Source organism: Micrococcus sp. GPGPB33, from assembly GCF_037853785.1.
Lineage (GTDB): Bacteria > Actinomycetota > Actinomycetes > Actinomycetales > Micrococcaceae > Micrococcus > Micrococcus luteus.
The window spans coordinates 402,980-427,607 of sequence record NZ_JAQMWO010000002.1 but is presented as its reverse complement, the minus strand read 5'-3'; the positions used below and the strand labels follow the sequence as shown (position 1 = coordinate 427,607).

Annotated in this window: 19 protein-coding genes and 1 pseudogene; 8 read left to right on the top strand and 12 right to left on the bottom strand. The window is 73.2% G+C overall.

Translation table 11 applies throughout. From position 1 onward, the window contains the following. The first annotated feature begins 191 nt into the window (after positions 1-191). Entirely contained in the window at positions 192-1,754 is a 1,563-nt protein-coding gene (locus tag POD19_RS02010; protein ID WP_144818588.1) for an alanine/glycine:cation symporter family protein, read from the top strand. Between the two features lie 87 nt (positions 1,755-1,841). On the opposite strand, the gene poxB is transcribed toward POD19_RS02010, so the two are convergent. Both poxB and POD19_RS02000 read right to left on the bottom strand, forming a co-directional pair. Next, a complete protein-coding gene (poxB, locus tag POD19_RS02005) occupies positions 1,842-3,557 on the bottom strand; it encodes a ubiquinone-dependent pyruvate dehydrogenase (RefSeq protein ID WP_144818586.1) in 1,716 nt (571 codons plus the stop codon). Between the two features lie 130 nt (positions 3,558-3,687). Then, positions 3,688-4,584 carry a haloacid dehalogenase gene (locus POD19_RS02000; RefSeq protein ID WP_144818584.1) on the bottom strand — a complete coding sequence of 299 codons (897 nt, stop codon included), beginning with the start codon at positions 4,582-4,584 and terminating at the stop codon, positions 3,688-3,690. 114 nt (positions 4,585-4,698) lie between these two features. Here POD19_RS02000 and POD19_RS01995 point away from each other — a divergent pair, with 114 nt between their 5' ends. Together POD19_RS01995 and POD19_RS01990 are read left to right on the top strand one after the other, a co-directional pair. Next, positions 4,699-5,631: a TspO/MBR family protein gene (locus tag POD19_RS01995; protein ID WP_060974368.1), complete on the top strand. Its 933-nt coding sequence runs from the start codon at positions 4,699-4,701 to the stop codon at positions 5,629-5,631. Positions 5,632-5,781: 150 nt separating this feature from the next. Further along, complete coding sequence (locus POD19_RS01990) at positions 5,782-6,765, top strand: thermonuclease family protein (protein ID WP_144818582.1); 984 nt, start codon at positions 5,782-5,784, stop codon at positions 6,763-6,765. Positions 6,766-6,785: 20 nt separating this feature from the next. On the opposite strand, the gene POD19_RS01985 is transcribed toward POD19_RS01990, so the two are convergent. From POD19_RS01985 to POD19_RS01975, 3 genes are all read right to left on the bottom strand, one after another. After that, complete coding sequence (locus POD19_RS01985; protein ID WP_246830380.1) at positions 6,786-7,883, bottom strand: YihY/virulence factor BrkB family protein; 1,098 nt, start codon at positions 7,881-7,883, stop codon at positions 6,786-6,788. Between the two features lie 107 nt (positions 7,884-7,990). After that, entirely contained in the window at positions 7,991-9,409 is a 1,419-nt protein-coding gene (locus POD19_RS01980) for an L-serine ammonia-lyase (protein WP_070709614.1), read from the bottom strand. Positions 9,410-9,592: 183 nt separating this feature from the next. Further along, on the bottom strand, positions 9,593-10,507 hold the full coding sequence (locus POD19_RS01975) for an NUDIX hydrolase (protein ID WP_101965623.1): 915 nt from the start codon (positions 10,505-10,507) through the stop codon (positions 9,593-9,595). Positions 10,508-10,686: 179 nt separating this feature from the next. Here POD19_RS01975 and POD19_RS01970 point away from each other — a divergent pair, with 179 nt between their 5' ends. Genes POD19_RS01970 through POD19_RS01960 form a run of 3 tightly spaced genes read left to right on the top strand, consistent with a single transcriptional unit; the run spans position 10,687 to position 14,247 of the window. Then, positions 10,687-11,469, top strand: a complete 783-nt coding sequence (locus POD19_RS01970) for an electron transfer flavoprotein subunit beta/FixA family protein (protein ID WP_063189076.1) — start codon at positions 10,687-10,689, stop codon at positions 11,467-11,469. Then, the gene (locus POD19_RS01965) at positions 11,466-12,503 is read left to right on the top strand and encodes an electron transfer flavoprotein subunit alpha/FixB family protein (RefSeq protein WP_063189078.1); all 1,038 of its coding nucleotides are present in this window, start codon (positions 11,466-11,468) and stop codon (positions 12,501-12,503) included. The genes POD19_RS01970 and POD19_RS01965 overlap by 4 nt, the downstream gene beginning before the upstream one ends. 52 nt (positions 12,504-12,555) lie before the next feature. Next, positions 12,556-14,247 carry a cytochrome b/b6 domain-containing protein gene (locus POD19_RS01960; RefSeq protein ID WP_240756390.1) on the top strand — a complete coding sequence of 564 codons (1,692 nt, stop codon included), beginning with the start codon at positions 12,556-12,558 and terminating at the stop codon, positions 14,245-14,247. Positions 14,248-14,380: 133 nt separating this feature from the next. Here POD19_RS01960 and POD19_RS01955 read toward each other — a convergent pair whose 3' ends face one another. After that, complete coding sequence (locus POD19_RS01955) at positions 14,381-15,325, bottom strand: PaaI family thioesterase (RefSeq protein ID WP_101965691.1); 945 nt, start codon at positions 15,323-15,325, stop codon at positions 14,381-14,383. 165 nt (positions 15,326-15,490) lie between these two features. Between POD19_RS01955 and POD19_RS01950 the strand changes: the two are divergent. Next, positions 15,491-16,624, top strand: a pseudogene (locus tag POD19_RS01950) (acyl-CoA dehydrogenase family protein). A gap of 86 nt (positions 16,625-16,710) precedes the next feature. On the opposite strand, the gene POD19_RS01945 reads toward POD19_RS01950, so the two are convergent. From POD19_RS01945 to POD19_RS01930, 4 genes are read right to left on the bottom strand one after another with little or no spacing between them, the layout of a single operon-like run. Then, complete coding sequence (locus POD19_RS01945) at positions 16,711-17,898, bottom strand: enoyl-CoA hydratase/isomerase family protein (protein WP_144818580.1); 1,188 nt, start codon at positions 17,896-17,898, stop codon at positions 16,711-16,713. Beyond that, positions 17,895-18,692 (bottom strand): enoyl-CoA hydratase, encoded by a 798-nt coding sequence (locus POD19_RS01940; protein WP_036316152.1) that lies wholly within the window; start codon positions 18,690-18,692, stop codon positions 17,895-17,897. The genes POD19_RS01945 and POD19_RS01940 overlap by 4 nt, the downstream gene beginning before the upstream one ends. Continuing rightward, positions 18,689-19,606 (bottom strand): 3-hydroxyisobutyrate dehydrogenase, encoded by a 918-nt coding sequence (mmsB, locus tag POD19_RS01935; protein ID WP_041102792.1) that lies wholly within the window; start codon positions 19,604-19,606, stop codon positions 18,689-18,691. The genes POD19_RS01940 and mmsB overlap by 4 nt, the downstream gene beginning before the upstream one ends. A 34-nt stretch (positions 19,607-19,640) precedes the next feature. Then, a complete protein-coding gene (locus tag POD19_RS01930) occupies positions 19,641-21,167 on the bottom strand; it encodes a CoA-acylating methylmalonate-semialdehyde dehydrogenase (protein WP_101967244.1) in 1,527 nt (508 codons plus the stop codon). A 179-nt stretch (positions 21,168-21,346) separates the two neighbouring features. On the opposite strand from POD19_RS01930, the gene POD19_RS01925 reads away from it, so the two are divergent. After that, on the top strand, positions 21,347-22,120 hold the full coding sequence (locus tag POD19_RS01925; RefSeq protein ID WP_070708774.1) for an SDR family NAD(P)-dependent oxidoreductase: 774 nt from the start codon (positions 21,347-21,349) through the stop codon (positions 22,118-22,120). A 29-nt stretch (positions 22,121-22,149) separates the two neighbouring features. Here the strand turns inward: POD19_RS01925 and POD19_RS01920 are convergent, their stop codons facing one another. Next, entirely contained in the window at positions 22,150-22,707 is a 558-nt protein-coding gene (locus tag POD19_RS01920) for a MarR family winged helix-turn-helix transcriptional regulator (RefSeq protein ID WP_070708773.1), read from the bottom strand. 79 nt (positions 22,708-22,786) lie between these two features. Beyond that, positions 22,787-24,568, bottom strand: coding sequence for an AMP-binding protein (locus POD19_RS01915; RefSeq protein ID WP_070708772.1), 1,782 nt, complete (start codon positions 24,566-24,568; stop codon positions 22,787-22,789). Between the last annotated feature and the right edge of the window lie 60 nt (positions 24,569-24,628).

Genomic DNA, 24,628 nt, shown 5'->3' with positions numbered 1-24,628 from the left:
TTCCGGGGCTTTTCGCATGTCCGGGACCGCTGTCGAGGGGGAGGATGCGCCCGGACTCCTCATCCGCCGCGCTGGGTGCGAGACGTGCGTCACATTTGCGCGTATCCTTCTCCCCAGTCGCCCGGGACCGCCGGCGGCCGCCGCTCGGAGCTCGCACCGCACCGGCCATCCCCACCCGATCTGGAGACCCCATGTCCTTCGCAGATCTCATCACCGCCGTGAACGACGTCATCTGGTCCCCGGCCCTGATCTGGCTCTGCCTGATCGTCGGCCTCTACTTCACCGTCCGGACCATGTTCCTGCAGTTCGTGAACATCCCGGACATGGTGAAGCAGCTCCGCGAGGGCCAGGACTCCGCGGACGGCACCTCGTCCCTCCAGTCCCTCATGATGTCGCTCGCCGGCCGCGTCGGCATGGGCAACATCGGCGGCGTCGCCACGGCCATCGCGTTCGGCGGCCCCGGCGCCGTGTTCTGGATGTGGGTCATGGCCCTGCTCGGCGCCGCCACATCCTTCATCGAGTCCACGCTCGGCCAGATCTACAAGGAGCGCGACCCGGACACCGGCGAGTACCGCGGCGGCCCGGCGTACTACCTGGAGAAGGCCTACAAGCACACGGCCGCCGCCCCCGCCTTCAAGGCGTACGCGATCCTGTTCGCCGTCGTCACCGTCTTCGCCACCAGCTACTTCCTGCCGGGCGTGCAGGCCAACGGCGTGGCCGCGGCCGTGGGCGAGGCGTGGGCCGTGCCCGCCTGGGTCGTGGCCCTGGCCATGGTCATCCTGCTGGCCTTCATCGTCCTGGGCGGCGTGAAGCGCATCGCGACGTTCGCCGTCTACGTGGTGCCCGTGATGGCCGTGCTGTACATCATCCTCGCGCTGATCGTGCTGTTCCTGAACTTCGACCAGATCCCCGAGGTCTTCGGCTCCATCTTCGCCAGCGCGTTCGGTGTGCACGCCGTGTTCGGCGCGATCCTCGGCCTCGCCATCCAGTGGGGCGTGAAGCGCGGCGTCTACTCCAACGAGGCCGGCCAGGGCACGGGTCCGCACGCCGCCGCGGCCGCCGAGGTCTCGCACCCGGCCAAGCAGGGCTTCGTGCAGGCGTTCGCCGTGTACATCGACACGCTCTTCGTCTGCTCGGCCACCGCGTTCATCATCATCTCCACGGGCGCCTACCGGGTGTACTCGGACGGGTCCGGCTCCGGCCTGCTGTTCGAGGGCATCGTCTCGCCGACGGCCTCCGAGGGCCCGGCCTTCGTCCAGACCGGCTTCGACGCCGTGTTCTCCGGCTTCGGTCCCACGTTCGTGGCCGTGGCCCTGGCGTTCTTCGCCTTCACCACGATCGTGGCGTACTACTACATGGCCGAGGTCAACCTCGTGTACCTCACGCGCAACCTGCGCAACGGCATGGTCCGCCGCGTCGTGCTGCGCTTCCTGCAGGCCCTGATCCTCGTGTCCGTGGCCTACGGCGCCGTCGCCACCACGGGTGCGGCCTGGGGCCTCGGCGACATCGGCGTGGGCTCCATGGCCTGGCTGAACATCCTCGGCATCCTCGTGCTGCAGGGCCCGGCCCTCAAGGCCCTCAAGGACTACCGCGCACAGAAGCGCCAGGGTCTCGACCCGCAGTTCGACCCGCGCCCGCTCGGCATCCGCAACGCGGACTTCTGGGAGCACCGCGCCGACGGCCTGATCACCCAGGGCGTCGCCGGCACGGCCGAGCACCCGATCGTCACCGAGGGCGGCGCCCACCGCGCCTGACGGGCCGGCGGGGCTGGGCCCTCCCCGCCCCACCACGACGACGGCCCGGACGCCGCCAGCGTCCGGGCCGTCGTCGTGCGCGGCAGGTCAGAACAGCTGGCGCAGGTTCGCCTTCGCGAGGTCGAGCAGCTTGGTGCCCTTGCCGTCGAGGACGGTGCGCATGGCGTAGAGCGCGAAGCCCTTGGCCTGCTCGAACTCGATGCTCGGCGGGATCGTCAGCTCCTGACGCTCGGTCTTGACCACCAGCAGCGCAGGCCCGTCGTGGGCGAGGAACTCGCGCATCACCGCAGGCAGGTCCGTCGTGTGGTCCGCGCGGAAGCCCTTGATGCCGGCTGCCTCCGCGATCGCCGCGAAGTCCGGGTTCTCCAGGCTCGTCCCGAAGGGGACGAACCCGGCGGCCATCATCTCGAGCTCCACGAAGTTCAGCGAGTCGTTGTCGAACACGAGCGTCTTCACGGGCAGGTCGTTCTGCACGAACGACAGCAGCTCGCCGAGCATCATGGCCAACCCGCCGTCGCCGGCCATCGCCACCACCTGGCGGGCAGGGTCGACCGCCTGGGCGCCGACCGCCTGCGTGACCGCGTTGGCCATGGAGCCGTGGGACAGGGAGCCGATGATCCGGCGGCGCCCGTTCATCGTCAGGTACCGGGAGGCCCAGACCACCGGGGAGCCGACGTCGGGCAGGAACACCACGTCGTCGTCGGCCAACTCGTCGAGGAGGCGGGCCACATACTGCGGGTGCACGCGTCCACGGCCCGGGGTGGCCAGCTGGTCGAGGTCCTTGCGGGTCTTGGCGTAGTGCTTGAGCGCCTTGTCCAGGAACGCCGACGACGAGTTCCCGCGCAGCAGCGGCAGGAGGGCCTGGGCCGTCTCCTTCACGCCGCCCACGAGCGGCACGTCCACGGCCACCCGTCGGCCGATCTGCTCGCCGCGCACGTCCACCTGGATGACCGTGGCGTCCTCGGGGTAGAACTGCCGGTACGGCAGGGAGGAGCCGAGGATCAGCAGCGTCTCGGCCTCCTTGAGCGCGTGGTAGCCGGAGGCGAAGCCGAGCAGGCCGGTCAAGCCGACGTCATACGGGTTGTCGTACTCGATCCGGTCCTTGCCGCGCAGCGCGTGGACGATCGGGGCCTGCAGCCGCTCTGCCAGGGCCACGACCTCGTCGTGGGCGCCGGCCGCACCCGCGCCGGCCAGGATGGTGATCCGCTTGGACGAGTCCAGGGCCTCGGCGGCCTCGCGCAGCACGGAGTCGGCCGGGATGACGCGGGACGGCGTGTGACGGATCACCTCGGGCTTCGCGGAGAGCTCGGTGAGGGCCACGTCGCCCGGGATCACGAGCACGGCCACGCCCCGCTGCTCGACGGCGGCCCGCATCGCGGTGCGCAGCATGCGGGGCATCTGGTCCGCCGAGGAGACGTGCTCCACGTAGACGGAGCACTCGCGGAACAGGTCCTGCGGGTGGGTCTCCTGGAAGTAGCCCGAGCCGATCTCCTCCGACGGGATGTGCGCGGCGATCGCGAGCACCGGGGTGCGGGAGCGCTGCGCGTCGAACAGGCCGTTGATCAGGTGGAGGTTGCCCGGACCGCACGAGCCCACGCAGACCGCGAGCTCGTCCGTGAGCTGGGACTCGGCGGAGGCGGCGAAGGCCGCGGTCTCCTCGTGCCGGGTGTGCACCCACTGGATGCCGCCGTGGGAGCGCAGGGCCTCGGTCAGCCCGTTGAGGGAGTCCCCGGGCACGCCGTACATGCGGCGCACGCCCGAGGCGTGGAGGGTCTCGACGATGTTCTGGGCGACGGTGGCCACGGTGGAACCTCTCTCTGGTCGGGAGGCGCCCGGGCCGGTTCGGCAGGGGCGCGGCATTCCCTTCCACGCTAGGGGTCGAGGTCCAGGCCCGGGGAGGGTCGGCCGTCCGCAGAGGGGGCGTCCGGCCTGGTCAGCGCAGCAGGTCGCGCTCCACCCAGCGCAGCAGGGACTCGCCCGCCCGCTCGTGGACGTCGTCGGCGTCGCCGATGCCGCGTTCGGCGAGGATCGCCGCCGTCACCACGCCGTAGGGCTTCTCGGGGACGCCGTCGGCGGGCCGCACGTCCATGTGCTCCACGGCGAGTCCGCGCTCGTGCAGCCGGTCGGCCATGGCGTAGTCGCTGCGCGAGTCGCCCGCGGTGAGCCAGCGTTCGGGCACCGGGGTGCCCGCCTCCGCCAGCAGGTCGAAGCAGCGCTCGACGCCCAGGTCCTTGCCGGAGGAGCGGTGCTCGACGTCCACCGAGATCACCGAGGGGGCCACGCGCACCTCCTCGGCGAGTCCGCGCTCGGCGAGCAGATCCTCGACGCCCGCGGCGACGTCGTCGCGCACCCGCTCGTACTCCGTCTGGTCGGCGCCGACCGTCTTCTCGAGGGAGACCATGGCCAGCTTGGTGCGGTCGGTGAACTGCAGGTCCCCGGCGCGCTCATCGTTGAGGGCCCAGATCGCGTCACGGGTGTCCGCGTCGATGGCCATGTCCGGGTCGGTGCGGAGCCAGTCCGGGGCGGTGCCGTCCACGGTGACGTCGGGCAGGTCCCCGGAGGGCACCGCGGAGAACGGGAACCACACGGCGCCCTTCTCGCAGATCGCGTGGAAGAGAGCGTCGTCCGGGAGGCCCGCGTCGCGCAGCGGGGCGATCAGGTTGTGCAGGAGGAAGTCCGTGGAGCGGCCCGTGTTGAAGCCGACCGGCACCCCGCGCCTCGCGAGGCGGACGAGCACGTCGATGATCCCCTCCGGCACGGTCCGGGTCTCGGTGGAGGCCACGGGGGCGTCCACGTCCAGCAGGAGTCCTATCGGGGAGGAAGTGCGCATGCCCCCACCCTAGGCCGCGGTGGCCCGTGCCCGCGATGGGCCCGGCGGCTACGCTGACCCTGAGACCCGCCCCGCCCGGGGCACACCCCCGACGATCACCCCACGGGAGCACCCATGAGCACCGCCACCGACCTCGGCCCGTCCCGCAGCCCCTTCGGCCCCGACGCCGCGGCGCGCGTCCCCAGCTCGGGGACGGGGCTGTCCTCGACGGGCGGCCGGGTGGCCATGCTCGTGGTCGTGATCCTCGCGGTCGTGGCCGCGTTCCTGGGCTCCGGCGTCGTCGGCGGCCTGACCCCCGTGGCCGAGGCCGCGGGCGGCTGGCTCGGCCCGGACGCCACCTGGGTGTCCCCGGCGACCCCCGCGTTCGGCATCTGGTCCGTGATCTACGCGGGGCTGCTGGCGTACGCCGTGTGGCAGTTCCTCGCCTCGGCCCAGTCCGCCCGTCACGACCGCCTGCGACCGTGGATCCTGGTCTCGGTGCTGCTCAACGCCGCGTGGATCTGGACGGTGCAGGCCGGGCTGCTGGGGCTGAGCGTCGTGGTGATCGCGCTGCTGCTGGCGTGCCTGGCGTGGATCCTGGTGCTCCTCGAATCCGTCCGCGCGCACAGCTGGGGTGAGCGGATCCTCCTGGACGGGGTGCAGGGCCTGCATCTGGGCTGGGTCTCGATCGCCGCCGTGGCGAACCTGGCCGCGTGGCTGGCCTCGACCGGCGTCGTCGGCGATCCGGGGCAGTCGTCCCTCTGGGCGAAGGTGATGCTCGTGGTGGCCGTGCTGATCGGTGCGTTCACGGCCGTGTACAACGGCGGCCGCCCGGCTCCGGCGTTCGCGCTCGCGTGGGGTCTGGTGTGGATCGGCGTCGGCCGCGCGGACGGCACGGGGCTGCTCTCGGGCAGCCTCGCCCTCCTGGCGTGGGGCGGCGCCGCGATCGTCCTGCTGTGCTGGCTGGCCGCGCTGCTGCTCTCCCGCCGGTCCGCGACGGGCGAGGCCCGCGACCTCGTCCTCGACGCCCTCGACGGCGGCGGCGACCCCATCGACGGCCGCCGCTGACCCCCGTCGTCATTGACGGAACGGGGACCGATGTTGTCGTGACGTGCGGCAACACCTGTGCCTCCCACCTGCGATGATGTGGTGATCCGAAGGCCCCGCCTCACGGCGGGGCCTTCGTCATGTCCCCGTCCCTTCCCCTCCAGGATCCTCGTGCCCCTTGCCCGTCTGCGCGCGGCGCTCCCCGCGGCCGCACTGTCCCTGCTCCTGCTCACCGGCTGCACCGCCACCGACGACGGCGTCACCCCGGCGAGCGATGCCGACACCTCCGCGTCGGTCAGCACGATGCCGATCACGTCCACCCCCTCCGTCGACGCGGCTGCGACGAGCCGTGCCGCTGCGTCGTCGCTGGCCGCTTCCTCCTCCGCCGCGCAGAGCTCGCGCGCCGCAGCGTCGTCCTCGAGCGGGGCCGCCGAGTCGCGTGCCGCTGAGGGCTCCCGCAGTGCCGAGCCGGCGGCGCCCGCCGCCCCGGCCGACGTCGAGGGAGACGTGGTCACGGTCGAGTCGATCTCGGACGGCGACACGCTCCGCGTGACCCTCGGCGAGGTGTCCACGCGGGTGCGCCTGCTCAACATCGACACCCCCGAGACCCACCACCCCTCGAAGCCGGTCGAGTGCATGGGACTGGAGGCGACGGCGGCGCTGAAGTCGATGATCAGCCCCGGCGACACGGTGGTGCTGCGGTACGACCGCCGGCTCTACGACCGCTATGACCGCCTCCTCGCCGGCGTGTACGCCGACGGCGTCCTGGTCAACGCCGAGATGGCCCGCCTGGGCTATGGCGAGCCGGCGGTCTTCGACGGCAACGACCGTTTCCTGCCCGAGGTCGAGGCGGCGTGGGAGCAGGCCCGGGCGAACGGCGTCGGCAGGTTCTCCGGGGAGTGCGGCACCGCGGCCGAGCCCATCCCGGAGGCGGCCCCGGCCCCCGCCCCGGAGGCGGCCCCCGCGGCCGGCGACGCGGGGCCGGTGCGCGGAGCCGACTCCGTGTGCCCGGACTCCCACCCGGTCAAGGCCAACGACAACTCGGGCATCTACCACATGCCCGGTCAGCAGCACTACGGCAAGACCAACGCGCGCAACTGCTACGCCTCCGCCGCCGCGGCCCAGGCGGACGGCTACCGGGCGGCCCGGCGCTGAGGGCGCCGCATCGGGTGCGGTCAGCGGCCCTCGTGGACCGCCCGCAGCTCGTAGCCGCGCTCCTCCACGGCCGTCTGCTTCTCGGCGCGCTTCTCCACCCCGGCCACGTCCTTCGGGGGCAGCTGCACCCGAGCCTCGGCGGGCAGGCCGGCCTCGAGCTGGCGGGCACGCTCCACCTCGGCGTCGACCTCCAGGCCGAGCAGCAGCACGATGTTGAAGATCCACAGGGCGAACAGCAGCGCCATGATCGTGCCGATCGCGCCGTACGCCGAGTAGCCGGCGAACTGCGTGAAGTACACGGACAGGGCCACCGCGGCCAGCACCATGCCCACCAGCGCCACGATGTTGCCGGGGCCGAAGAGGTGGAAGCGCGGCTTCTGGACGTTCGGGGTGGTGTAGTACAGGGTCGCGATCAGCACCAGCAGGATCAGGACGACGACGGGCCACTTCACCCACGCCCACACCGGCAGGAACGTGTCCGACAGGAAGTTCACCACGCCGGTCATGCCGAGCGGGCCGGCGATCGGCTGGAGGAAGCCGTCCACGAGCGAGCGGTTCAGCGCCAGCGAGAGCAGCACGACCACGATGCCCACGATCAGGATGAGCGTGGTGAGCAGGTTGGTCAGCGTCAGCTTCACCAGGCCGCGGCCCTCCTCGTAGCCGTACACCGTGTTGGCCGAGCGATTGAACGCCTTCACGTACGCGGAGGCGGACCACAGGGCGGTCGCGATGCCGATGACGAGGGCGATGATCCCGCCGCCTGAGGCGGCCGAGTCGCTCATGGTGGTCACCAGGTTCGTGACGAGCGCCTGGTAGTCGCTCGGGACCAGACCGGTCAGCTGCCCCAGCAGATCGTCGATGGCTCCGCGGTTGGAGGCGAGCACGAGGGACAGGATGGAGAACACGGCCAGCAGCGAGGGGGCCAGCGAGAGCACCAGGTAGTAGGTGAGCTTCGCGGCCAGGTCGGTGCCGCCGTCGTTGCCGAACTCCTTGAGCGCGCGCGTGAGCGCGTACTTCCAGCCGGCGCCGTCGAGCTTCACCCCCTTGAGCCGCTCGGCACGCTGGTCGGGATCGATCTTCGCGGCCTCCAGGGTCGCGTCCACAGGATGAATGGCCACGTCGGTCCTCTCGCGCTCGGGGGCAGGGTGCGGATCGGGCCCCACGCTAGCGGACGGGTGCCCCGTCCGTCCCGACCGGGGCGGCGCTGGGCCGCGGACCCAGGCGATCAGCACTCGATGACGTTCACGGCCAGGCCGCCGCGCGAGGTCTCCTTGTACTTGGACTTCATGTCCGCGCCGGTGTCGCGCATGGTCTTGATGGCCTGGTCCAGGGTCACCCGGTGCGAGCCGTCCCCGAGCAGCGCCAGCCGGGCCGCGTTGATGGCCTTCACCGACGCGATCGCGTTGCGTTCGATGCACGGCACCTGGACCAGGCCGCCCACGGGGTCGCACGTCAGCCCGAGGTTGTGCTCGATCCCGATCTCGGCCGCGTTCTCCACCTGGTCCACGGTGCCACCGAGCACGGCGCACAGCGCGCCCGCCGCCATGGAGCAGGCCGAGCCGACCTCGCCCTGGCAGCCGACCTCGGCGCCGGAGATGGAGGCGTTGCGCTTGTACAGGATGCCGATCGCCGCCGCGGTGAGCAGGAACTCGACCACCTTGTCGTCCCGCTCCTGCTGCGTGGCGCCCTCGGGGAGCACGAAGCGCATGTAGTAGAGCATGACGGCCGGGATGATGCCCGCGGCGCCGTTCGTGGGCGCGGTGACGATGCGCCCGCCCGAGGCGTTCTCCTCGTTCACCGCGAGCGCGAAGAGGTTGACCCACTCCATGGCCCACATGGGGTCGGTGCGGTCGGTGGTCTGCAGCAGGTGCTCCCGCAGCGCGGGGGCCCGACGGCGGACCTGCAGTCCGCCGGGCAGGATCGGCTCGGTGCGGGTCACGCCGTTGTGGACGCATTCCTCCATGACGGCCCAGATGGCCAGCAGCCGGGTGCGCAGCTCGTCGAGGTCGTGCCGGGTGGCCTCGTTGGCGAGCATGAGCTCCGCGATGCTCAGGCCCGCCTCGTGGCAGCGGGCGGCGAGCTCGGCGCCCGTGGAGAAGGGGTACGGTTCGCCGGTGTCGCCGTCGTCGGCGCGGTTGACGTCCTTGGTGGCGTCCAGCTCGGCCTCGAGCTCGTCCGAGGTGACCACGAAGCCGCCGCCCACCGAGTAGTAGTCGCGGGTGTGGAGCTGTCCGCCGGCGTCGTCGTAGGCGGTCAGGCGCATGCCGTTCGGATGCCCGGGCAGGGACTCGCGCATGTGCAGCGTCAGGTCGCCCCGCCGGTCGAAGGCGATCTCGTGGCGCCCGTCCAGGGGCAGCCGACCGCCCGTGACGATCTCCTCCACGAGCCCGGTGCAGGCGTCCGGGTCGATGGTCTCGGGGTCCTGGCCGGCCAGGCCGAGCAGCACCGCGGTGTCCGAGCCGTGGCCCACGCCGGTGGCCGCCAGCGAGCCGAACAGCTCGGCGTGCACGCGGGCCGTGCGCTCGAGGACGCCGTGCTGGCCCATGCTGTCCGTGAAGCGGCGGGCGGCGCGCATGGGTCCCACGGTGTGGGACGAGGACGGGCCGATGCCGATCGAGAACAGGTCGAGGACGCTGAGCGCCATGCAGTGCTCCTAGGGTGCGAGCGGGACGCGCGGAGCCGGGGGTGCGGGCCGGACGCGCGGAGCCGGGTGATCCGGTGCAGACCAGACTAGGGGCACGGGGCCCGGCAGGCCATGGGGTCGCGGGTCGAGGTCCGCGGTGCTCTCCGGCCCGTCGCCCGCCGCACGGACCGGAGCCGGGAGCGCTCAGAGGATGTTGTCCTTGGACTCCTCCACCTGCGCGGCCGCACGGAACGCCGTCAGGTCACGCAGATACTCGTCCGCGTGGCGGAACACGGGCCCCTGCCCGGCCACGAGCATGACCCCCTCGAGGGGCTCGAACCGGGAGCGGCCCGCGTGGAGGTCCTCGCCGGCGTCGACCAGGGTGCGCAGCTGCCACCACGTGGGGGCCATCAGGTTGACCTCGCCGGCCCGGAAGCGGCGCAGCAGCTCGGCGGGCGACGCCCAGCCGTGGCTGGCCGCCTCGGAGGACATCCGCTCGGGGGACTGACCCTGCGGCAGGTGGACGGCGAAGAAGAACGTGTCGTAGCGGCGCGGGCCCCCGTGCGGGGTGATCCACCGGGACCACGGCACGAGCGCGCCGGCGTCGGGGCGCAGCCCCTCGCGGTCGAGCAGATCCCCGAAGTCCACCTCGTGGCGCTCGACGGCGTCGCGCAGCTCGTCGGGGAACGCGGCCACCCGGGCCGGGTCCACGGGGGTGCCGGTGGCGGCGTCCCGGGCCAGGAGCACTCCGGTCTCCTCGAACGTCTCGCGGACGGCGGCGGCCAGCACGCGGCCGGCGCCGTCGGCGGGGTCGAGTTCCGCGAGGGTGCCGTGGGCGTCCGCGGGCTCGTGCGGCAGCCCCAGGCGCCGGCCCCAGTCGGCCAGATCCGTGCCCTCCCACAGCCGGTCCGGCAGGTCGTCCGCGGGGTCCACGCGGCCGCCGGGGAAGGCCGTGGCGTGGGCGCTGAAGGCCATGGTCCCGGCGCGGCGGACCGTGAACACCGAGGTCTCGCCGTCGGCCCCGGGTCGGACCAGCACGAGGGAGGAGGCGGGCACCGCCGGGACCCGGGGCCGGTCCTCGGCGACCGGCGGCTCGGCGGACGGGGCGGCGGGGCTCACGGTGCCTCCTCGGTTCGGGCGATCATGGTCCGGACGCGCGGGCCGACGACGGCGGCCCCGGCCGCTCCCGCGCGGGGGTCATGCGGCCCGGATGTGCGCGGACCCGTAGTCTGTAGCGTAAGTCGCCGCGCTCGGGGCGGAGGCCCCGGGGCGAGACCGCGACCCAAGGAGGAGAGGCCGTGAAGATCCTGGTGCTGGCCAAGCAGGTGCCGGACACGTGGCAGGAGCGTGAGCTGAGCCTGGAGACCGGCTGGGTGGTGCGCGACGGCGCGGCCGAGCCCGTGCCGGACGAGATCAGCGAGCGCGTCATGGAGGTCGCCCTGGGCTGGCGGGACGCCGGCGCGGACATCGAGGTCGTGGCCCTGACGGTGGGCCCCGAGGACTCCTCGAAGACCCTGCGCAAGATGCTGGCCATGGGCGCGGACTCCGCCGTGCAGATCACCGACGACGCACTCGTCGGCTCGGACGCCGTGCAGACGGCTCGCGTGATCGCCGCGGCCGTCGAGAAGGAGGGCGCCGACCTCGTGCTCGCCGGCACGCTGTCCACGGACGGAGGCACCGGCGTGGTGCCCGCCATGGTCGCCGAGCTCCTGGAGCGGCCCTACCTGCCGCACGCCGAGGCCCCCGAGCTGGCCGACGGCGAGCTGACCGGCACCGTGGCGACCTCGGACGCGGACGTGCGCGCCGCCGTCGCCCTGCCCGCCGTGGCGGGCCTGACGGAGAAGACCGCGGAGCCGCGGTTCCCGAACTTCAAGAACATCATGGCGGCCAAGAAGAAGCCGCTCACCGTGCTGTCCCTGGCCGACCTCGGCATCGCCGCGGGCCCGGCCGAGGCCGCCTACCGCTCCGTGATGGTCTCGGCGGACACGCGTCCCGAGCGTGCCGCGGGCGAGAAGGTCACCGACGACGGCACCGCCGCCGAGCGGCTGGTGGAGTTCCTCGCGGGTCGGGGGCTCGTGTGAGCGCGAACGTGGAGGAGACCGAGATGACGACGCAGACCGACGCCGCGAACAGCGGCCAGACCGTGCTGGTGCACGCCGAGATCGGCGCGGACGGAGCGCTCCGCCCGATCGTGGCCGAGCTCCTCGGCGCCGCCGCCACCGTGGGCGTGCCCGAGGCCGTCCTCGTGACCGGCGCGGAGGGCAGGGACGCCGCCGTCGCCCGTCTGGGGGAGTACGGCGCCACGCGCGTCCACGTCCTCGTGGCCGACGACGCCGCCACCACCCTGGGCGACGCCGCCGTGCAGGCCCTCGCCGCCGCGACCGCCCGCACCGCGCCCGTGGCCGTGCTGCTCTCCGGCAGCCCCGAGTCCCGCGCGGTGGCCGGCCGCCTGTCCGTCCGCGCCCGCGGCCCCGTCTGCGCGGATGCCGTGGGGCTGCGCTGGGCCGACGACGAGGTCATCGCCCGCCACTCCGTGTTCGGCGGCGACTACCTCAGCGAGTCCACCGGCGAGGGCGGCCCCCGGATCATCACCGTGCGCCCCGGCGCCGTCGCGGACCGGGCCCCGGCCGTCGAGGCGCCCGAGGTCGTGGAGCTGGCCGCCGCCGAGCTCGGCCCGGTGACCGCCGGCGCCCGGGTGCTCGAGGTGAACGCCCGCACGCAGAACTCCGCCCGTCCGCCCCTGCGCGGCGCGAAGACCGTCGTCGCCGGCGGTCGCGGCGTGGGCTCCGAGGAGGGCTTCGCGATCGTCGAGCAGCTCGCCGACGAGCTCGGCGCCGCCGTGGGCGCCTCGCGTGCCGCCGTCGACTCCGGCTACACCGCGGCCGAGCGCCAGGTGGGCCAGACCGGCGTGATCGTGTCCCCGAACCTGTACATCGCCCTCGGCATCTCCGGCGCCATCCAGCACCTGGCCGGCATGAAGACCGCCAAGACCATCGTGGCGATCGACAAGAACGAGGACGCCGAGATCTTCGAGCACGCCGACTTCGGCGTGGTCGGGGACATCTTCCAGGTGGTCCCGCAGGTCATCGAGCAGCTGCGCACCCGCCGCGGCTGAACCGGTGCGGGCGCGGTCCGCTGCGGACCGCGCCCCTCGGACGAGGAGAAGCATGCCCAAGCAGCGAATGGCCGGCTACGTCCCCCTGAAGGGCGCCCCGGCCGAGACCGAGCCCGCCCCCGCCCCGGCGCAGGACACCACGACGGCGGCCCCCGCCTCGGCCGCGGCCGCCGTCCCGGTGGCGCCGACCGCGCCGACGTCGGGCCTCACGCCCCTGTCCGCGCGACGCCGCATGGCCGGGTACGTCCCGTTCGCCCGCGAGGCCGAGTGGCTCGGCGGCGCCCCCGCCCCGGCCGCGGGATCGATCCCGGCCGCCGCCCCGGCGCGGTCCGTCGCGCCCGAGCCGATCGCCGCCTCGGCGTCCCCGACGCGGGCCCCCGCACCCGCGGAGACCGAGCCCGTCGTGCCGGACGTGGCGGCCGTCGTCGCCTCCGCGACCGGTGCGCCGGCCGCGGCCGGGGTGGGCGCTCCCGTGGAGTCCGACCTCGTGCCGCTCGCGAAGCGGCGACGCATGGCCGGGTACGTGCCGTTCGCCCGGGAGGGGGAGTGGTTCACCGAGCTCGCCGCCGTGGGCGGCCCCACCGCGCCGGAGATGGTGGCGCAGGAGGTCGTCGCCGAGCCGGCCACCGCCGAGCCCGCCGCCGCGGAGCCGGCCGATGCGGAACCGGCCGTCGCCGCCCCCGTGGCCGCGGCGCCGGCTGCGGAGCCGGCTCCCACCGCGCCGGACACCCGTTCGGCCCCGCCGGCCTCCACCGCGCAGCCGCCCCGGGCCGTCCCCGGGGCCGCCACCGGCACGCCCGCTCGGGCCGCGGAGACGGACGCCGCCGAATCCGCCGCCCCGTCCCGCCTGCGCAAGGCGCTGCCGGCGGTGGCCGGCGTCGTCGTGCTGGCGCTGCTCGCAGTGCTGGCCGGACGCTGGCTGCGGAGCCTCGACCCGGTGGCGGACTTCATCGCGACCTACGACGGGCACCCGGTCCTGCCCGAGGGCACCCCCGAGGGGATGCCCTGGTGGATGGGCTGGCAGCACTTCCTGAACATGTTCCTGATGGTGCTGATCATCCGGACGGGCCTGCAGATCCGTCACGAGACGCGGCCTCCGGCCAACTTCACGCCGACGAAGGACGGCCTGTTCTCCGCGCGGGGCAACACCCCGAAGAAGTTCTCGCTCACCATCTGGACGCACCAGGCCCTCGACGCGCTGTGGCTGCTCAACGGCGTGATCTTCGTGGTGCTGCTGATCGTCACCGGCCACTGGGCGCGGATCGTGCCCACGGACCCGCACGTGTTCCAGCACGCCCTGTCCGCCGGCATCCAGTACCTGTCCCTGGACTGGCCCACGGAGAACGGCTGGGTGCACTACAACGCGCTGCAGATGCTCTCCTACGCGCTGGTGGTGTTCGTGGCCGCCCCGCTCGCCGCCCTCACGGGCTGGCGCATGTCCTCGTGGTTCCCCACGGAGGCCAAGGGACTGAACAAGGCGTTCCCCATGGAAGTGGCCCGCAAGGTGCACTTCCCGGTGATGGTCTTCTTCGTGGCGTTCATCGTGGTGCACGTGTTCCTCGTGGCCTTCACGGGCCTGCTGACGAACCTGAACCACATGTACACCTCGCGCGGCGGGGCCACCGACGCGTGGGGCCTCGTGGTGTTCCTCGTGAGCGTGGCGGTCACCGCCGCCGCGTGGTTCTTCCTGAAGCCCGCCTTCACGGCCCCCGTGGCCTCCCGGTTCGGCACCGTGGGCCGCTGAGCCGGCCGCACGACGACGGCCCCTCCTCCTCCCGGGACTTTCGAACGTGATGTCGGGGGAATGAGCGCTTTCGAACGTGAGATAGGCCCTTTCTCACGTTCGAAAGCGCTCGGGTGCTCGGGCGTGCGGGGCGTCAGCTCCGGGCGGCGCGGAAGGTGACCTGCACCTGGACCATCGGCTTGTCGGCCACGGGGACGCCGTCGGCGCCGACCGGCACGAGGTCCACCTCCACGAGGCGCAGGGACCGGCCGGCGTGTCGCACCCGTGTGAGGGCGACCATCTCGCCATGCCCCGGGCGCACGAACACCACGTGCACGGCCTGGACGTCGTAGCGCACGCGGTCCGGCATGGCCGCCTGCGCGGCGATGACCGCCCGCAGCGTCATGGCCCCGCCGTGGACCGCGCCCGACGGGTTGGCCAGCTCTGGCTTCGGGGCGAAGCGGGCGCCCGCGCTCGCCGCGGCAGCGACGGCGGGGCGCACGTCCGGATCGGCCGCCGGCAGCGACTCGGGGCGGGCGGCCAGCAGCCCCGGCATGGGCACGCGGGTCTCGGCCCCGCGGGGCAGCCGTCCGGCGGCGACGAACGCGGCCATCCGCTCCGGCGCTCCGGCGGGCACCGACTGGAACCAGCCGGTCGCCTCGACGACGCGACGCCCGTCCGCGTCCTCGAGCCACGCGCGGGCCACGCCACCGCCGGCATCCCAGGCCAGCGGGCGGGTCCAGCACTCCAGCAGCGGGCCGTCGTCCCCGGCCTTGACGGCCTCCGCGTCGAAGGCGGGCAGCGGGCCGAGCACGTTGACCTGCAGCTCGGTGGTGACCACGGTCTCGATGTCCCGTGCCGCGTGGTGCACGGCCACCGCGGTGGCGTTGTCCATGATCACGGTGGCCGCCGCGCCGGTGGGCCGGCCGTCCAGGTCGAGGCACCACGGGCCGACCTCGAACGCGGCCGGGTTGAGGGCGCCGTCCCGCTCGGTCATCAGCGCGTGGCGGCGGATGCCGAACAGCTGTTCCGTGCGGCCGGAGGGGTGGGAGCGGGGGCCGGTGGGCGAGTCCGCGGTGGGGCTGGTGGTGGTCTGCACGGGGAGCACGCTAGCCCACGGCCCGGCGGCGACACGGCTAATCATTGGATGTCCTATTATCATGGTGATGACAGTCACACCCTGTCGCCGCCCGCGGTGTCACCCCCGCACCACCCCGTCGTGGACCGCCCGCGCGGCCGGCCCGAGCCCCAGGAGGACGAACCCATGTTCCCCATCACCGACGACCAGAAGGCCCTGGTCGACGCCGTCCGCGACTTCGCCGAGCAGCGCGTCGCCCCGCACGCCCTCGACTGGGACGCCGAGTAGCATTTCCCGGTGGACGTCCTCGCCGAGGCCGGCGAGCTCGGCCTGGGCGGCATCTACGTGGGGGAGGAGCACGGCGGCACCGGCCTGGAGCGCACGGACGCGATCCTGATCTTCGAGGAGCTCGCGAAGGCGGACCCGGCCTTCGCCGCCTACATCTCCATCCACAACATGGTGGCCTGGATGATCGACTCCTTCGGCAGCGACGAGCAGCGCGCCCGCTGGATCCCCGATCTCGTGGGCATGGCGCACCTGGCCAGCTACTGCCTGACCGAGCCCGGCGCCGGCTCGGACGCGGCCGCGCTGAAGACCCGCGCCGTCCGCGACGGCGACCACTACGTCCTCAACGGCGTCAAGCAGTTCATCTCCGGCGCCGGCGCGTCCGACTGCTACGTGGTGATGTGCCGCACCGCGGACACGGGCGCCCGGGGGATCTCCGCCGTCGTGGTCCACAAGGACACCCCCGGCCTGTCCTTCGGCCCCAACGAGAAGAAGATGGGCTGGCACACCCAGCCCACGCGCCAGGTGATCTTCGAGGACGTCCGCGTGCCCGTGGCCGACCGCCTCGGCGAGGAGGGCGACGGCTTCCGCATCGCCATGAAGGGCCTCAACGGCGGCCGCCTGAACATCGGCGCCTGCTCGATCGGCGGCGGCCTGGCCGCCCTGGACAAGGCCACCCGCTACCTCAAGGAGCGCAGCGCGTTCGGCGAGCCGCTCACCACCAAGCAGGCCCTCGTCTTCGAGCTGGCGGACATGTCCGTGAAGCTGGAGACCGCCCACACGATGCTCATGCGCGCCGCGGACGCCCTGGACCGCAACGACCCGGACACCGTGCGCCTGTGCGCCATGGCCAAGCTCGTGGCCACCGAGTCCGGCTACGAGGCCGCCGACACCGCCCTGCAGCTGCACGGCGGCTACGGCTACCTGCACGAGTACGGCGTGGAGAAGCTCGTCCGGGACCTGCGCGTCCACCGGATCCTCGAGGGCTCCAACGAGATCATGCGCATGATCGTGGGTCGCGGCCTGATCGGCTGACGCCGGGGGCCCGCACGGTCGCCCCCACAGCACGGCGCCCCGCGGTCACCACACGTGACCACGGGGCGCCGTCCGTCGGGGCGGGCTCAGCCGAGCTGCAGCGGGTCCACCCCGGTCACGGGCTCGAAGTGCCCAGCCACGTCCTCGGCCGAGACGTCCTCGAGCCGGGCCGGACTCCACGCCGGATCCTTGTCCTTGTCCACGAGCAGCGCACGGATGCCCTCGGCCATGTCCGGCTCGCGCATCAGGTGGGTGCCGATCGTGAACTCCTGACGCAGCGCGTCGGCCACGGTCAGGTCCGCCCCGCGTGCGGCCAGCCGGCGCTGGGCCTCGTGGGCCACGGCGACGGCGGTCGGGGACTTGGTGCGGATGGCCTCGGCGGCCTGCCCCGCGGCCTCGGCATGCTCCCCGCCCGCGGCGGCGCGCTCGTCCAGGGCGGCGAGGACCTCGGCGGCCGACTCCCGGCCGTAGGCGTCCTCGATCCACTCCCGGCCGGCCACCAGCGCGGACGCGGGCCGTGCGTCCTCGGCCACCGCGAACCGGGCCAGCACCTCGTCGGCGGCGGCGAAGGCGGCCTCGTCGCGCCCGCCCGCGTCCGCGGCCGAGCCGAGGGCGCCGAACGCCGCGGCGAGGGCCTGCTCGAGCTCGTCCAGCCGGGCGGACTCCACGAAGACGTCCGCCAGACCCAGGGCCACCGCGTCGGAACCGGAGGCGTGCGCCGAGGTCGCGGCCAGGTGCCGGCCCGCCTGGAAGGGTGCGCGGGCGAGGTGGAAGGAGCCGCCGACGTCGGGGGTGAACCCGATCGCCGTCTCGGGCATGCCGGCGCGGGTCCGCTCGGTGGCCACGCGATGCGAGCCGTGCGCGGACACGCCCATGCCGCCGCCCAGGACGATGCCGTCCATGAAGGCCACGTACGGCTTGGGGTAGGTGGCGATGCGCTCGTTCATCGCGTACTCGTCGCGGAAGAACTGCTCGGCCTCCGCGAACCGCCCGGCCAGGAGCGAGGAGCGCAGGGAGACGACGTCACCGCCGGCGCACAGTCCCTTCTCCCCGGCGCCGCGGATGAGCACGCCGCGCACGGCGGGGTCCGCGGCCCAGTCGGTCAGGGCCGCGTCGATCGCCCGGACCATGTCCTGCGTCAGCGCGTTCAGGGCGCGCGGACGGTTCAGCGTGATGCGGCCGAGGCCGTCGCGGACCTCGAGGAGCACCTCGTCCGCCGCGCCGTCCTGCCCAGCCGCGGGGGCCGTCGTCGCCGTGGTCTGCGCGTCGCTCATCGGTGCTGCCACCCCGCCTCGCGCTTGGCCGTGAACGCGTCCATGCCCTCCTTCTGGTCCGCCGTGGCGAACGCGGAGTGGAACACGCGGCGCTCGAAGGCGATGCCCTGGGCAAGCGTGGTCTCGAACGCGGCGTTGACGGCCTCCTTGGCCATCCAGGAGGCCGGCTTGGACTTGGACGCGATGGTCGCGGCCACCTCCAGCGCCTCCTCGAGGGCCTTCTCGTCGGCCACCACGCGGGAGACGAGCCCGATGCGCTCGGCCTCCTCGGCCCCGATCATGCGGCCGGTGAGGATCATGTCCATGGCCTTCGCCTTGCCCACGGCGCGGGTCAGGCGCTGGGAGCCTCCCATGCCGGGGATGACGCCGAGGTTGATCTCGGGCTGGCCGAACTTCGCGCCCTCGCCGGCCACGAGCACATCGGCCATCATGGCCAGCTCGCAGCCGCCGCCGAGGGCGTAGCCGGTCACGCACGCCACGATGGGGGTGCGGGCACGGGTGAGCCCGTCCCAGCCGGCGAACCAGTCGGCCGCGTACATCTCGGAGAACTCCTTGGTGGCCATCTCCTTGATGTCCGCGCCGGCGGCGAACGCCTTGGGGGAGCCGGAGAGCAGGATCGCCCCGATCTCCGGGTCGGTGTCCAGCTCCTGCACCGCCGCGACGACGGCACGCATCGTCGCCTCGTTCAGCGCGTTCAGGGCCTTCGGCCGGTTCAGGCGGATGTGGCCGACCCGGCCCTGCCGCTCGACGATGATCGGCGACTCGGCGCCGTCCGGGGTGGTCTGCTCGCTCATGCCTCGCTCCTGTCCGTGTGTGATGCTCGGATGTCCTCGATGATGCCGGAAAAGTCGCGGGCGGCGCCTTCTCCGGCGGCGTACTCGGCGTATTTGGCCTGCGCGAGGCGGCCCAGGTCGGCCGCCACGCCCTGCTCGTCCAGGGCCGCGAGCGCGAGCCCGAGGTCCTTGGCCATCAGGGCGCCGGCGAAGCCGGGCTGGAAGTCCCGGTTCGCGGGGGAGCCGGGGACGGGGCCGGGCACCGGGCAGTTGGTGGTCAGGGACCAGCACTGCCCGGAGGCCTTGCTCATCACGTCATACAGGGCCTGGTGCTGCAGGCCCAGGCGCTCGCCCAGGACGAAGGCCTCGGCGACGGCGATCTGCGTGACCCCCAGCACCATGTTGTTGCAGATCTTCGCGGCCTGGCCCAGGCCGGCGGCCCCGCAGTGCACGATCCGCGCGCCCATGACCTCGAGCAGCGGCAGCACCTCGGCGTACACCTCGTCCGAGGCGCCCACCATGAAGGCGAGGGTGCCGGCCTCGGCGCCCACCTGGCCGCCCGAGACCGGCGCGTCGGCCGCCCGCATGCCCGCCGCCTCCGCCGCCGCGGCCGCCTCGCGGGCCTCGGCGACGTCGATGGTCGAGCAGTCCAGGAACACGGTGCCGGGCCGGGCGGCGGCGAGCAGGCCGCCGTCGCCGTCCTCACCCCGGTAGACGTCCAGCACCAGGCGTCCGTGGGGGAGCATGGTCAGCACGACGTCGGCCTCCGCGGCCGCCGCGGCCGTGTCCGTGACGGTCTCGACGCCGGCCGCGCGGGCCTTCTCGAGGGCCTCGGGGACGAGGTCGAAGCCGAGCACGCGGTGACCCGCGGCGGCGAGGTTGGCGGCCATGGGGCCGCCCATGTGGCCGAGGCCGAGGAACAGAACGGTGGTCATGGGGTCCTCCTGGTCAGGACGGGCTGCGGGGCGGTCAGGAGCCGGCCGGCATCACGAAGCTGGCGCCCTCGCGCACGCCGGAGGGCCAGCGCGTGGTGACGGTCTTCGTCTTGGTGTAGAACTTCAGCCCGTCCGTGCCGTGCTGGTTCAGGTCGCCGAAGCCGGAGGCCTTCCAGCCGCCGAAGGTGTAGTAGGCGATCGGCACGGGGATCGGCACGTTCACGCCGACCATGCCGGTGTCCACGCGGGTGGAGAAGTCGCGGGCGGCGTCGCCGTCGCGGGTGAAGATGGCCACGCCGTTGCCGAACTCGTGCTCGTTCACGAGCGTGAGCGCCTCCTCGTAGTCCTTCGCGCGGACCACGGAGAGCACCGGGCCGAAGATCTCCTCGCGGTAGATGCTCATCTCCGGGGTGACGCGGTCGAACAGGGTGGCGCCCACGTAGAAGCCGTCCTCGTGGCCCTCGACGACGACGCCCCGGCCGTCCTCGACCAGGTCGGCGCCCGCCTCGACGCCGGCCGCGATGTAGCCCTCGATGCGCTCCTTCGCGTCCTTCGAGACGACGGGGCCGAAGTCCGAGGACGCCTCGAGCGACGGGCCGACCCTGAGGTCCTTCACGCGCTCGCGGAGCAGTGCGATCAGGCGGTCGGCGGTCTCCTCGCCGACCGGGACGGCCACGGAGATCGCCATGCAGCGCTCGCCGGCGGAGCCGAAGGCGGCGCCGACCAGGGCGTCGGCGGTCATCTCGAGGTCCGCGTCCGGCATGACCACGGCGTGGTTCTTGGCCCCGCCGAAGCACTGCGCGCGCTTGCCCATGCGGCCGGCGTGGGCGTAGATGGACTGCGCGATCGGGGTGGAGCCGACGAAGCCGACGGCCTTGACGCGCGGGTCCTCGATGAGCGCGTCCACGGCGGCCTTGTCGCCGTGCACCACGTTGAGGGCGCCGGCGGGCATGCCGGCCTCGAGGGCCAGCTCGGCCAGGCGCACCGGGACGGAGGGGTCGCGCTCGGAGGGCTTGAGGACGAAGGCGTTGCCCGCCGCCAGGGCGATGCCGGCCTTCCACAGCGGGATCATCGCCGGGAAGTTGAAGGGCGTGATGCCCACGGCCACGCCGAGCGGCTGGCGGATGGAGTGCACGTCGATGCCGGTGCCCGCGTCGGCGGTGAACTCACCCTTGAGCAGGTGCGGGGCGCCCGCGGCGAACTCCACGACCTCGATGCCGCGCTGGATGTCGCCCTGGGCGTCCGGGAAGGTCTTGCCGTGCTCCTGGGCGAGCACGGTGGCCAGCTCGTTCATGTTCTCGTTGATCAGGTCGACCCAGCGCAGCAGGATGCGGCCGCGGCGCTGCGGGTTCAGCCTCGACCACGCGGCGAAGCCCTCCTCGGCGGAGGCCAGGGCGGCGTCGATCTCCTCGGCGGAGGCCAGCGGCACGCGCCCCGCCACGCCGCCCGTGGCCGGGTGGTAGACGTCGCCGTGCCGGCCGGAGGCGCCTTCGCGCCGCTCGCCGTGCACGAAGTGGGGGATCACGGGGGCGGTCTCGGTGGGCGCGGTCTTCTCGGACATGGGGGCTCCTCGCGGGTCCAGGCGGAAGGGCGGACGTCGGTGGGCGCCGCCCACGGCGGGCGGGGCGGGCCCGGCCGTGCGTGTGATCTGGGTTACTCATCCGCTAATCTAAAATGAGAACGTAGGACATGCAACTATCGAACTCGGGGGTATCCCGAGGAGGAAGGGAGGGTCCGCCCATGGACCTGTCGAACCAGAGCGCGATCGTCACCGGCGGGGCCTCGGGCCTCGGCCATGCCACCGCCCGCCGTCTGGCGGACGCGGGCGCCGCCGTCGTGGTGGTGGACCTGCCGGACCGCGAGGGCGAGACCGTCCGCGCGGACGCTGTGGCCGCCCTCGGTCCCCGTGCGCGCTTCGTGACGGGCGACGTCACCGCCGAGGACACCGCCCGGGAGGCCGTGGCCGCCGCGCTGGAGGCCGGGCCGCTGCGGGTGCTGGTCAACTGCGCCGGGGTGGCGACGCCGGGCAAGCTCGTGGGTCGCGACGGGCCGCTGTCCGCCGAGGTGCTGAGCCGGGTCCTGGCGATCAACGCGGTCGGCACCGTGTCGATGATGGCCCAGGCCGCCGCCGCGATGAAGGCGCAGGAGCCGCTCGGCGAGGACCGCGGCGTCATCGTGAACACCGCCTCCGTGGCGGCCTACGACGGGCAGATCGGCCAGATCGCGTACTCCGCCTCCAAGGGCGCCGTGGTTGCGCTGACCCTGCCCGCGGCCCGCGAGCTCGCCTCCTCGCAGATCCGCGTGGTCACGATCGCCCCCGGTCTGATGGAGACGCCCATGATGGCCGGCCTGCCCGAGGCCGCCCGCGAGGCGCTGTCCACCAAGACCCCGCATCCGGCCCGGCTCGGCCGACCCGAGGACTACGCGCTGCTCGTCGAGCAGATCGTGTCCAACCCGTTCCTGAACGGCGAGGTCATCCGGCTCGACGGCGCCGTGCGCCTCGAGCCCCGCTGAGCCGGACGGTCCGGAGGCCGGAGGGCGCGTCAGGAGGAGGTGTGCTCCGCCGTCGCGGGCGCGCCGGCGTCGGGGCCGTCGGCCTGGAAGTCGCCGGCCTCGGCGCGGAACCGGCCGAGGACGTCGATGAGGGTGTCCACGTCCGCCGGGTCGAAGCCGGAGCGGCCGAAGACCTCTGCGTTGAGCGTCTCCGTGGCGGCGACGGCGACGCGCCGGCCCTCGTCCGTGAGGGCGAGCACGAGCGCGCGGCGGTCCGACTCGTGGGGGGTGCGCTCCACCAGCCCGGCGGCCTCGAGCCGGTCCACCGCATTGGTCACCGAAGTGGGGTGGACCTGCAGGAGCGCGGACGCCTTGGACATCCGCATCCGCTTCTCGCGCGAGAAGTTCAGCAGCGCCAGCAGCTCGTACCGCGCGAAGGTGAGGCCGTAGGGCTTGAGCGCGGCCTGCGTACGACCCAGCAGGATCTGCTGGGCCCGCATGATGGAGGTGATGGCGGCCATCGGGCGGGCGACGTCACCCCATCCGTGACGCTCCCAGTTCCGGGCGGCCTCCCGGATGGGGTCCTGGGCGAGGGGTGGCTTCTTCATGGCGCTCCAGACTAGCGGCGCACCGGGGGTCCCCCGCCACCGCCGGACGAGGACGGGGCGGCGGCGAGGAACGGCCCGGTCAGCGCTGCAGGTCCAGGTCCTCTTCGCGGAACTCGGTGCCGTAGCCGTCCGGAGCGGCGCCCGTCTGGGCGCGCTCGACCTCGGCCTTGCGCAGCTCCACGCGGCGGATCTTGCCCGAGATGGTCTTCGGCAGCTCGAGGAACTCGATGCGGCGGATGCGCTTGTACGGGGGCAGCTGGGTGAGCGTGAACTGCAGGATCGCCCGGGCGGTCTCCGCGGTGGGCTCGTGGCCCGGGGCGAGGGTGACGAAGGCCTTCGGCACGGCCAGGCGCAGCTCGTCCGGGGTGGGGACGATCGCGCCCTCCATCACGGCCGGGTGCTTGACCAGCACCGACTCCAGCTCGAACGGGGACACCTTGTAGTCCGAGGACTTGAAGACGTCGTCCGCGCGGCCCACATAGGTCAGCACGCCGTTCTCGTCGCGGCGGGCGATGTCACCGGTGTGGAACACGCCGTCGCGGAACACCTCGTCCGTCTTCTCCTGGTTGCCGTAGTAGGACTTCAGCAGGCCCACCGGACGCGGGTCCAGGCGCAGGCAGATCTCGCCCTCCTCGGCCTCCTGGCCCGTGAGCGGGTCGAGCAGGGTGACGTCCATGCCGGGCAGCGGGCGGCCCATGGAGCCGATGACGACCTTCTGGCCCGGGGTGTTGGCGATCTGCAGGGTGGTCTCGGTCATCCCGAAGCCGTCGCGGATCGTGGTGCCCCACGCCTTGTGCACCTGGTCGATCACCTCGGCGTTGAGCGGCTCGCCCGCGGAGATGGTCTTGGTCGGCGGGGTCGTCAGCTGCGCCAGGTCCGCCTTGATGAGCATGCGCCACACGGTGGGCGGGGCGCAGAAGCTCGTGACGCCGTAGCGCTCCATGTTGGCCATCAGGGCCGCGGGGTCGAACTTGCGGGCGTTGTGCACGAAGATCGTGGCCTCCGCGATCCACGGGGCGAAGAAGTTGGACCACGCGTGCTTGGCCCAGCCCGGGGAGGCCACGTTGAGGTGCACGTCGCCCGGCTCCAGACCGATCCAGTAGAGCGTCGTGAGGTGGCCGACCGGGTACGAGGTGTGGGTGTGCTCCACGAGCTTCGGCTTCGAGGTGGTGCCCGAGGTGAAGTAGAAGAGCAGCGTCTCGTCGGCGGGGGTCGGCTCGGCCGGGGTCAGCTCGGTGGCGGCGTCGGCGGCGTCGTCGTAGGAGAGCACGGTGTGGCCGGCGACCTCGGGGGCGCGGCGCGCCGGGCCCTCCGCGAAGACGCCCGGCACGTGCACCAGGTGCAGGCCCTCGCCGACGCCGGCGAACTTGGCCAGGTCCTCGGCGCCGGCCACGGCCCACGCGGCGCCGGCGCGCGTCACGCGGTCCTCGAGGTCCCCGGAGGTCATCTGCGTGGTGGTGGGCACCATGACCACCCGCAGCTTGATGCAGGCGAGCATGAACTCCCACAGCTCCACCTGGTTGTTCAGCATCAGGATGAGGCGGTCGCCGCGGCGCAGGCCCTGCGCGGAGAGCCAGTTCGCCACCCGGCTGGAGGCCGCGGAGAGCTCGGCGAAGGTGCGTTCGGTGCTGCGCCCGTCGTCCTCGGCGATGATCAGCGCCGGCACGTCCGCGCGGGCCGGGTCCTGGGCCAGGCGGTCGAACCAGTCGAAGCCGAAGTTGAAGTGCTCGAAGCGGGGCCACTCGAACTCGGCGCGGGCGCGCTCATAGTCGGTCTGGCACTCGACCAGCAGGTCGCGGGCCGCGCGGAACACCTCCGTCGGTGACGGGGCGGCGACGGCGGTGGGGTCCTGGACGGTCATGGGTCCCTCCTCGGGATGGCTGCTGAACGGATCCTTGGCCGGGGGCCTGTGATCTGGAAC

Bases quoted from the DNA above. Each gene is read 5' to 3' on its own strand.
- POD19_RS02010 (WP_144818588.1), top strand. From the start codon at position 192: ATGTCCTTCGCAGATCTCATCACCGCCGTGAACGACGTCATCTGGTCC.
- POD19_RS02000 (WP_144818584.1), bottom strand. From the start codon at position 4,584: ATGCGCACTTCCTCCCCGATAGGACTCCTGCTGGACGTGGACGCCCCC.
- POD19_RS01995 (WP_060974368.1), top strand. From the start codon at position 4,699: ATGAGCACCGCCACCGACCTCGGCCCGTCCCGCAGCCCCTTCGGCCCC.
- POD19_RS01980 (WP_070709614.1), bottom strand. From the start codon at position 9,409: ATGGCGCTCAGCGTCCTCGACCTGTTCTCGATCGGCATCGGCCCGTCC.
- POD19_RS01960 (WP_240756390.1), top strand. From the start codon at position 12,556: ATGCCCAAGCAGCGAATGGCCGGCTACGTCCCCCTGAAGGGCGCCCCG.
- POD19_RS01945 (WP_144818580.1), bottom strand. From the start codon at position 17,898: ATGAGCGACGCGCAGACCACGGCGACGACGGCCCCCGCGGCTGGGCAG.
- POD19_RS01940 (WP_036316152.1), bottom strand. From the start codon at position 18,692: ATGAGCGAGCAGACCACCCCGGACGGCGCCGAGTCGCCGATCATCGTC.
- mmsB (WP_041102792.1), bottom strand. From the start codon at position 19,606: ATGACCACCGTTCTGTTCCTCGGCCTCGGCCACATGGGCGGCCCCATG.
- POD19_RS01930 (WP_101967244.1), bottom strand. From the start codon at position 21,167: ATGTCCGAGAAGACCGCGCCCACCGAGACCGCCCCCGTGATCCCCCAC.
- POD19_RS01925 (WP_070708774.1), top strand. From the start codon at position 21,347: ATGGACCTGTCGAACCAGAGCGCGATCGTCACCGGCGGGGCCTCGGGC.
- POD19_RS01920 (WP_070708773.1), bottom strand. From the start codon at position 22,707: ATGAAGAAGCCACCCCTCGCCCAGGACCCCATCCGGGAGGCCGCCCGG.
- POD19_RS01915 (WP_070708772.1), bottom strand. From the start codon at position 24,568: ATGACCGTCCAGGACCCCACCGCCGTCGCCGCCCCGTCACCGACGGAG.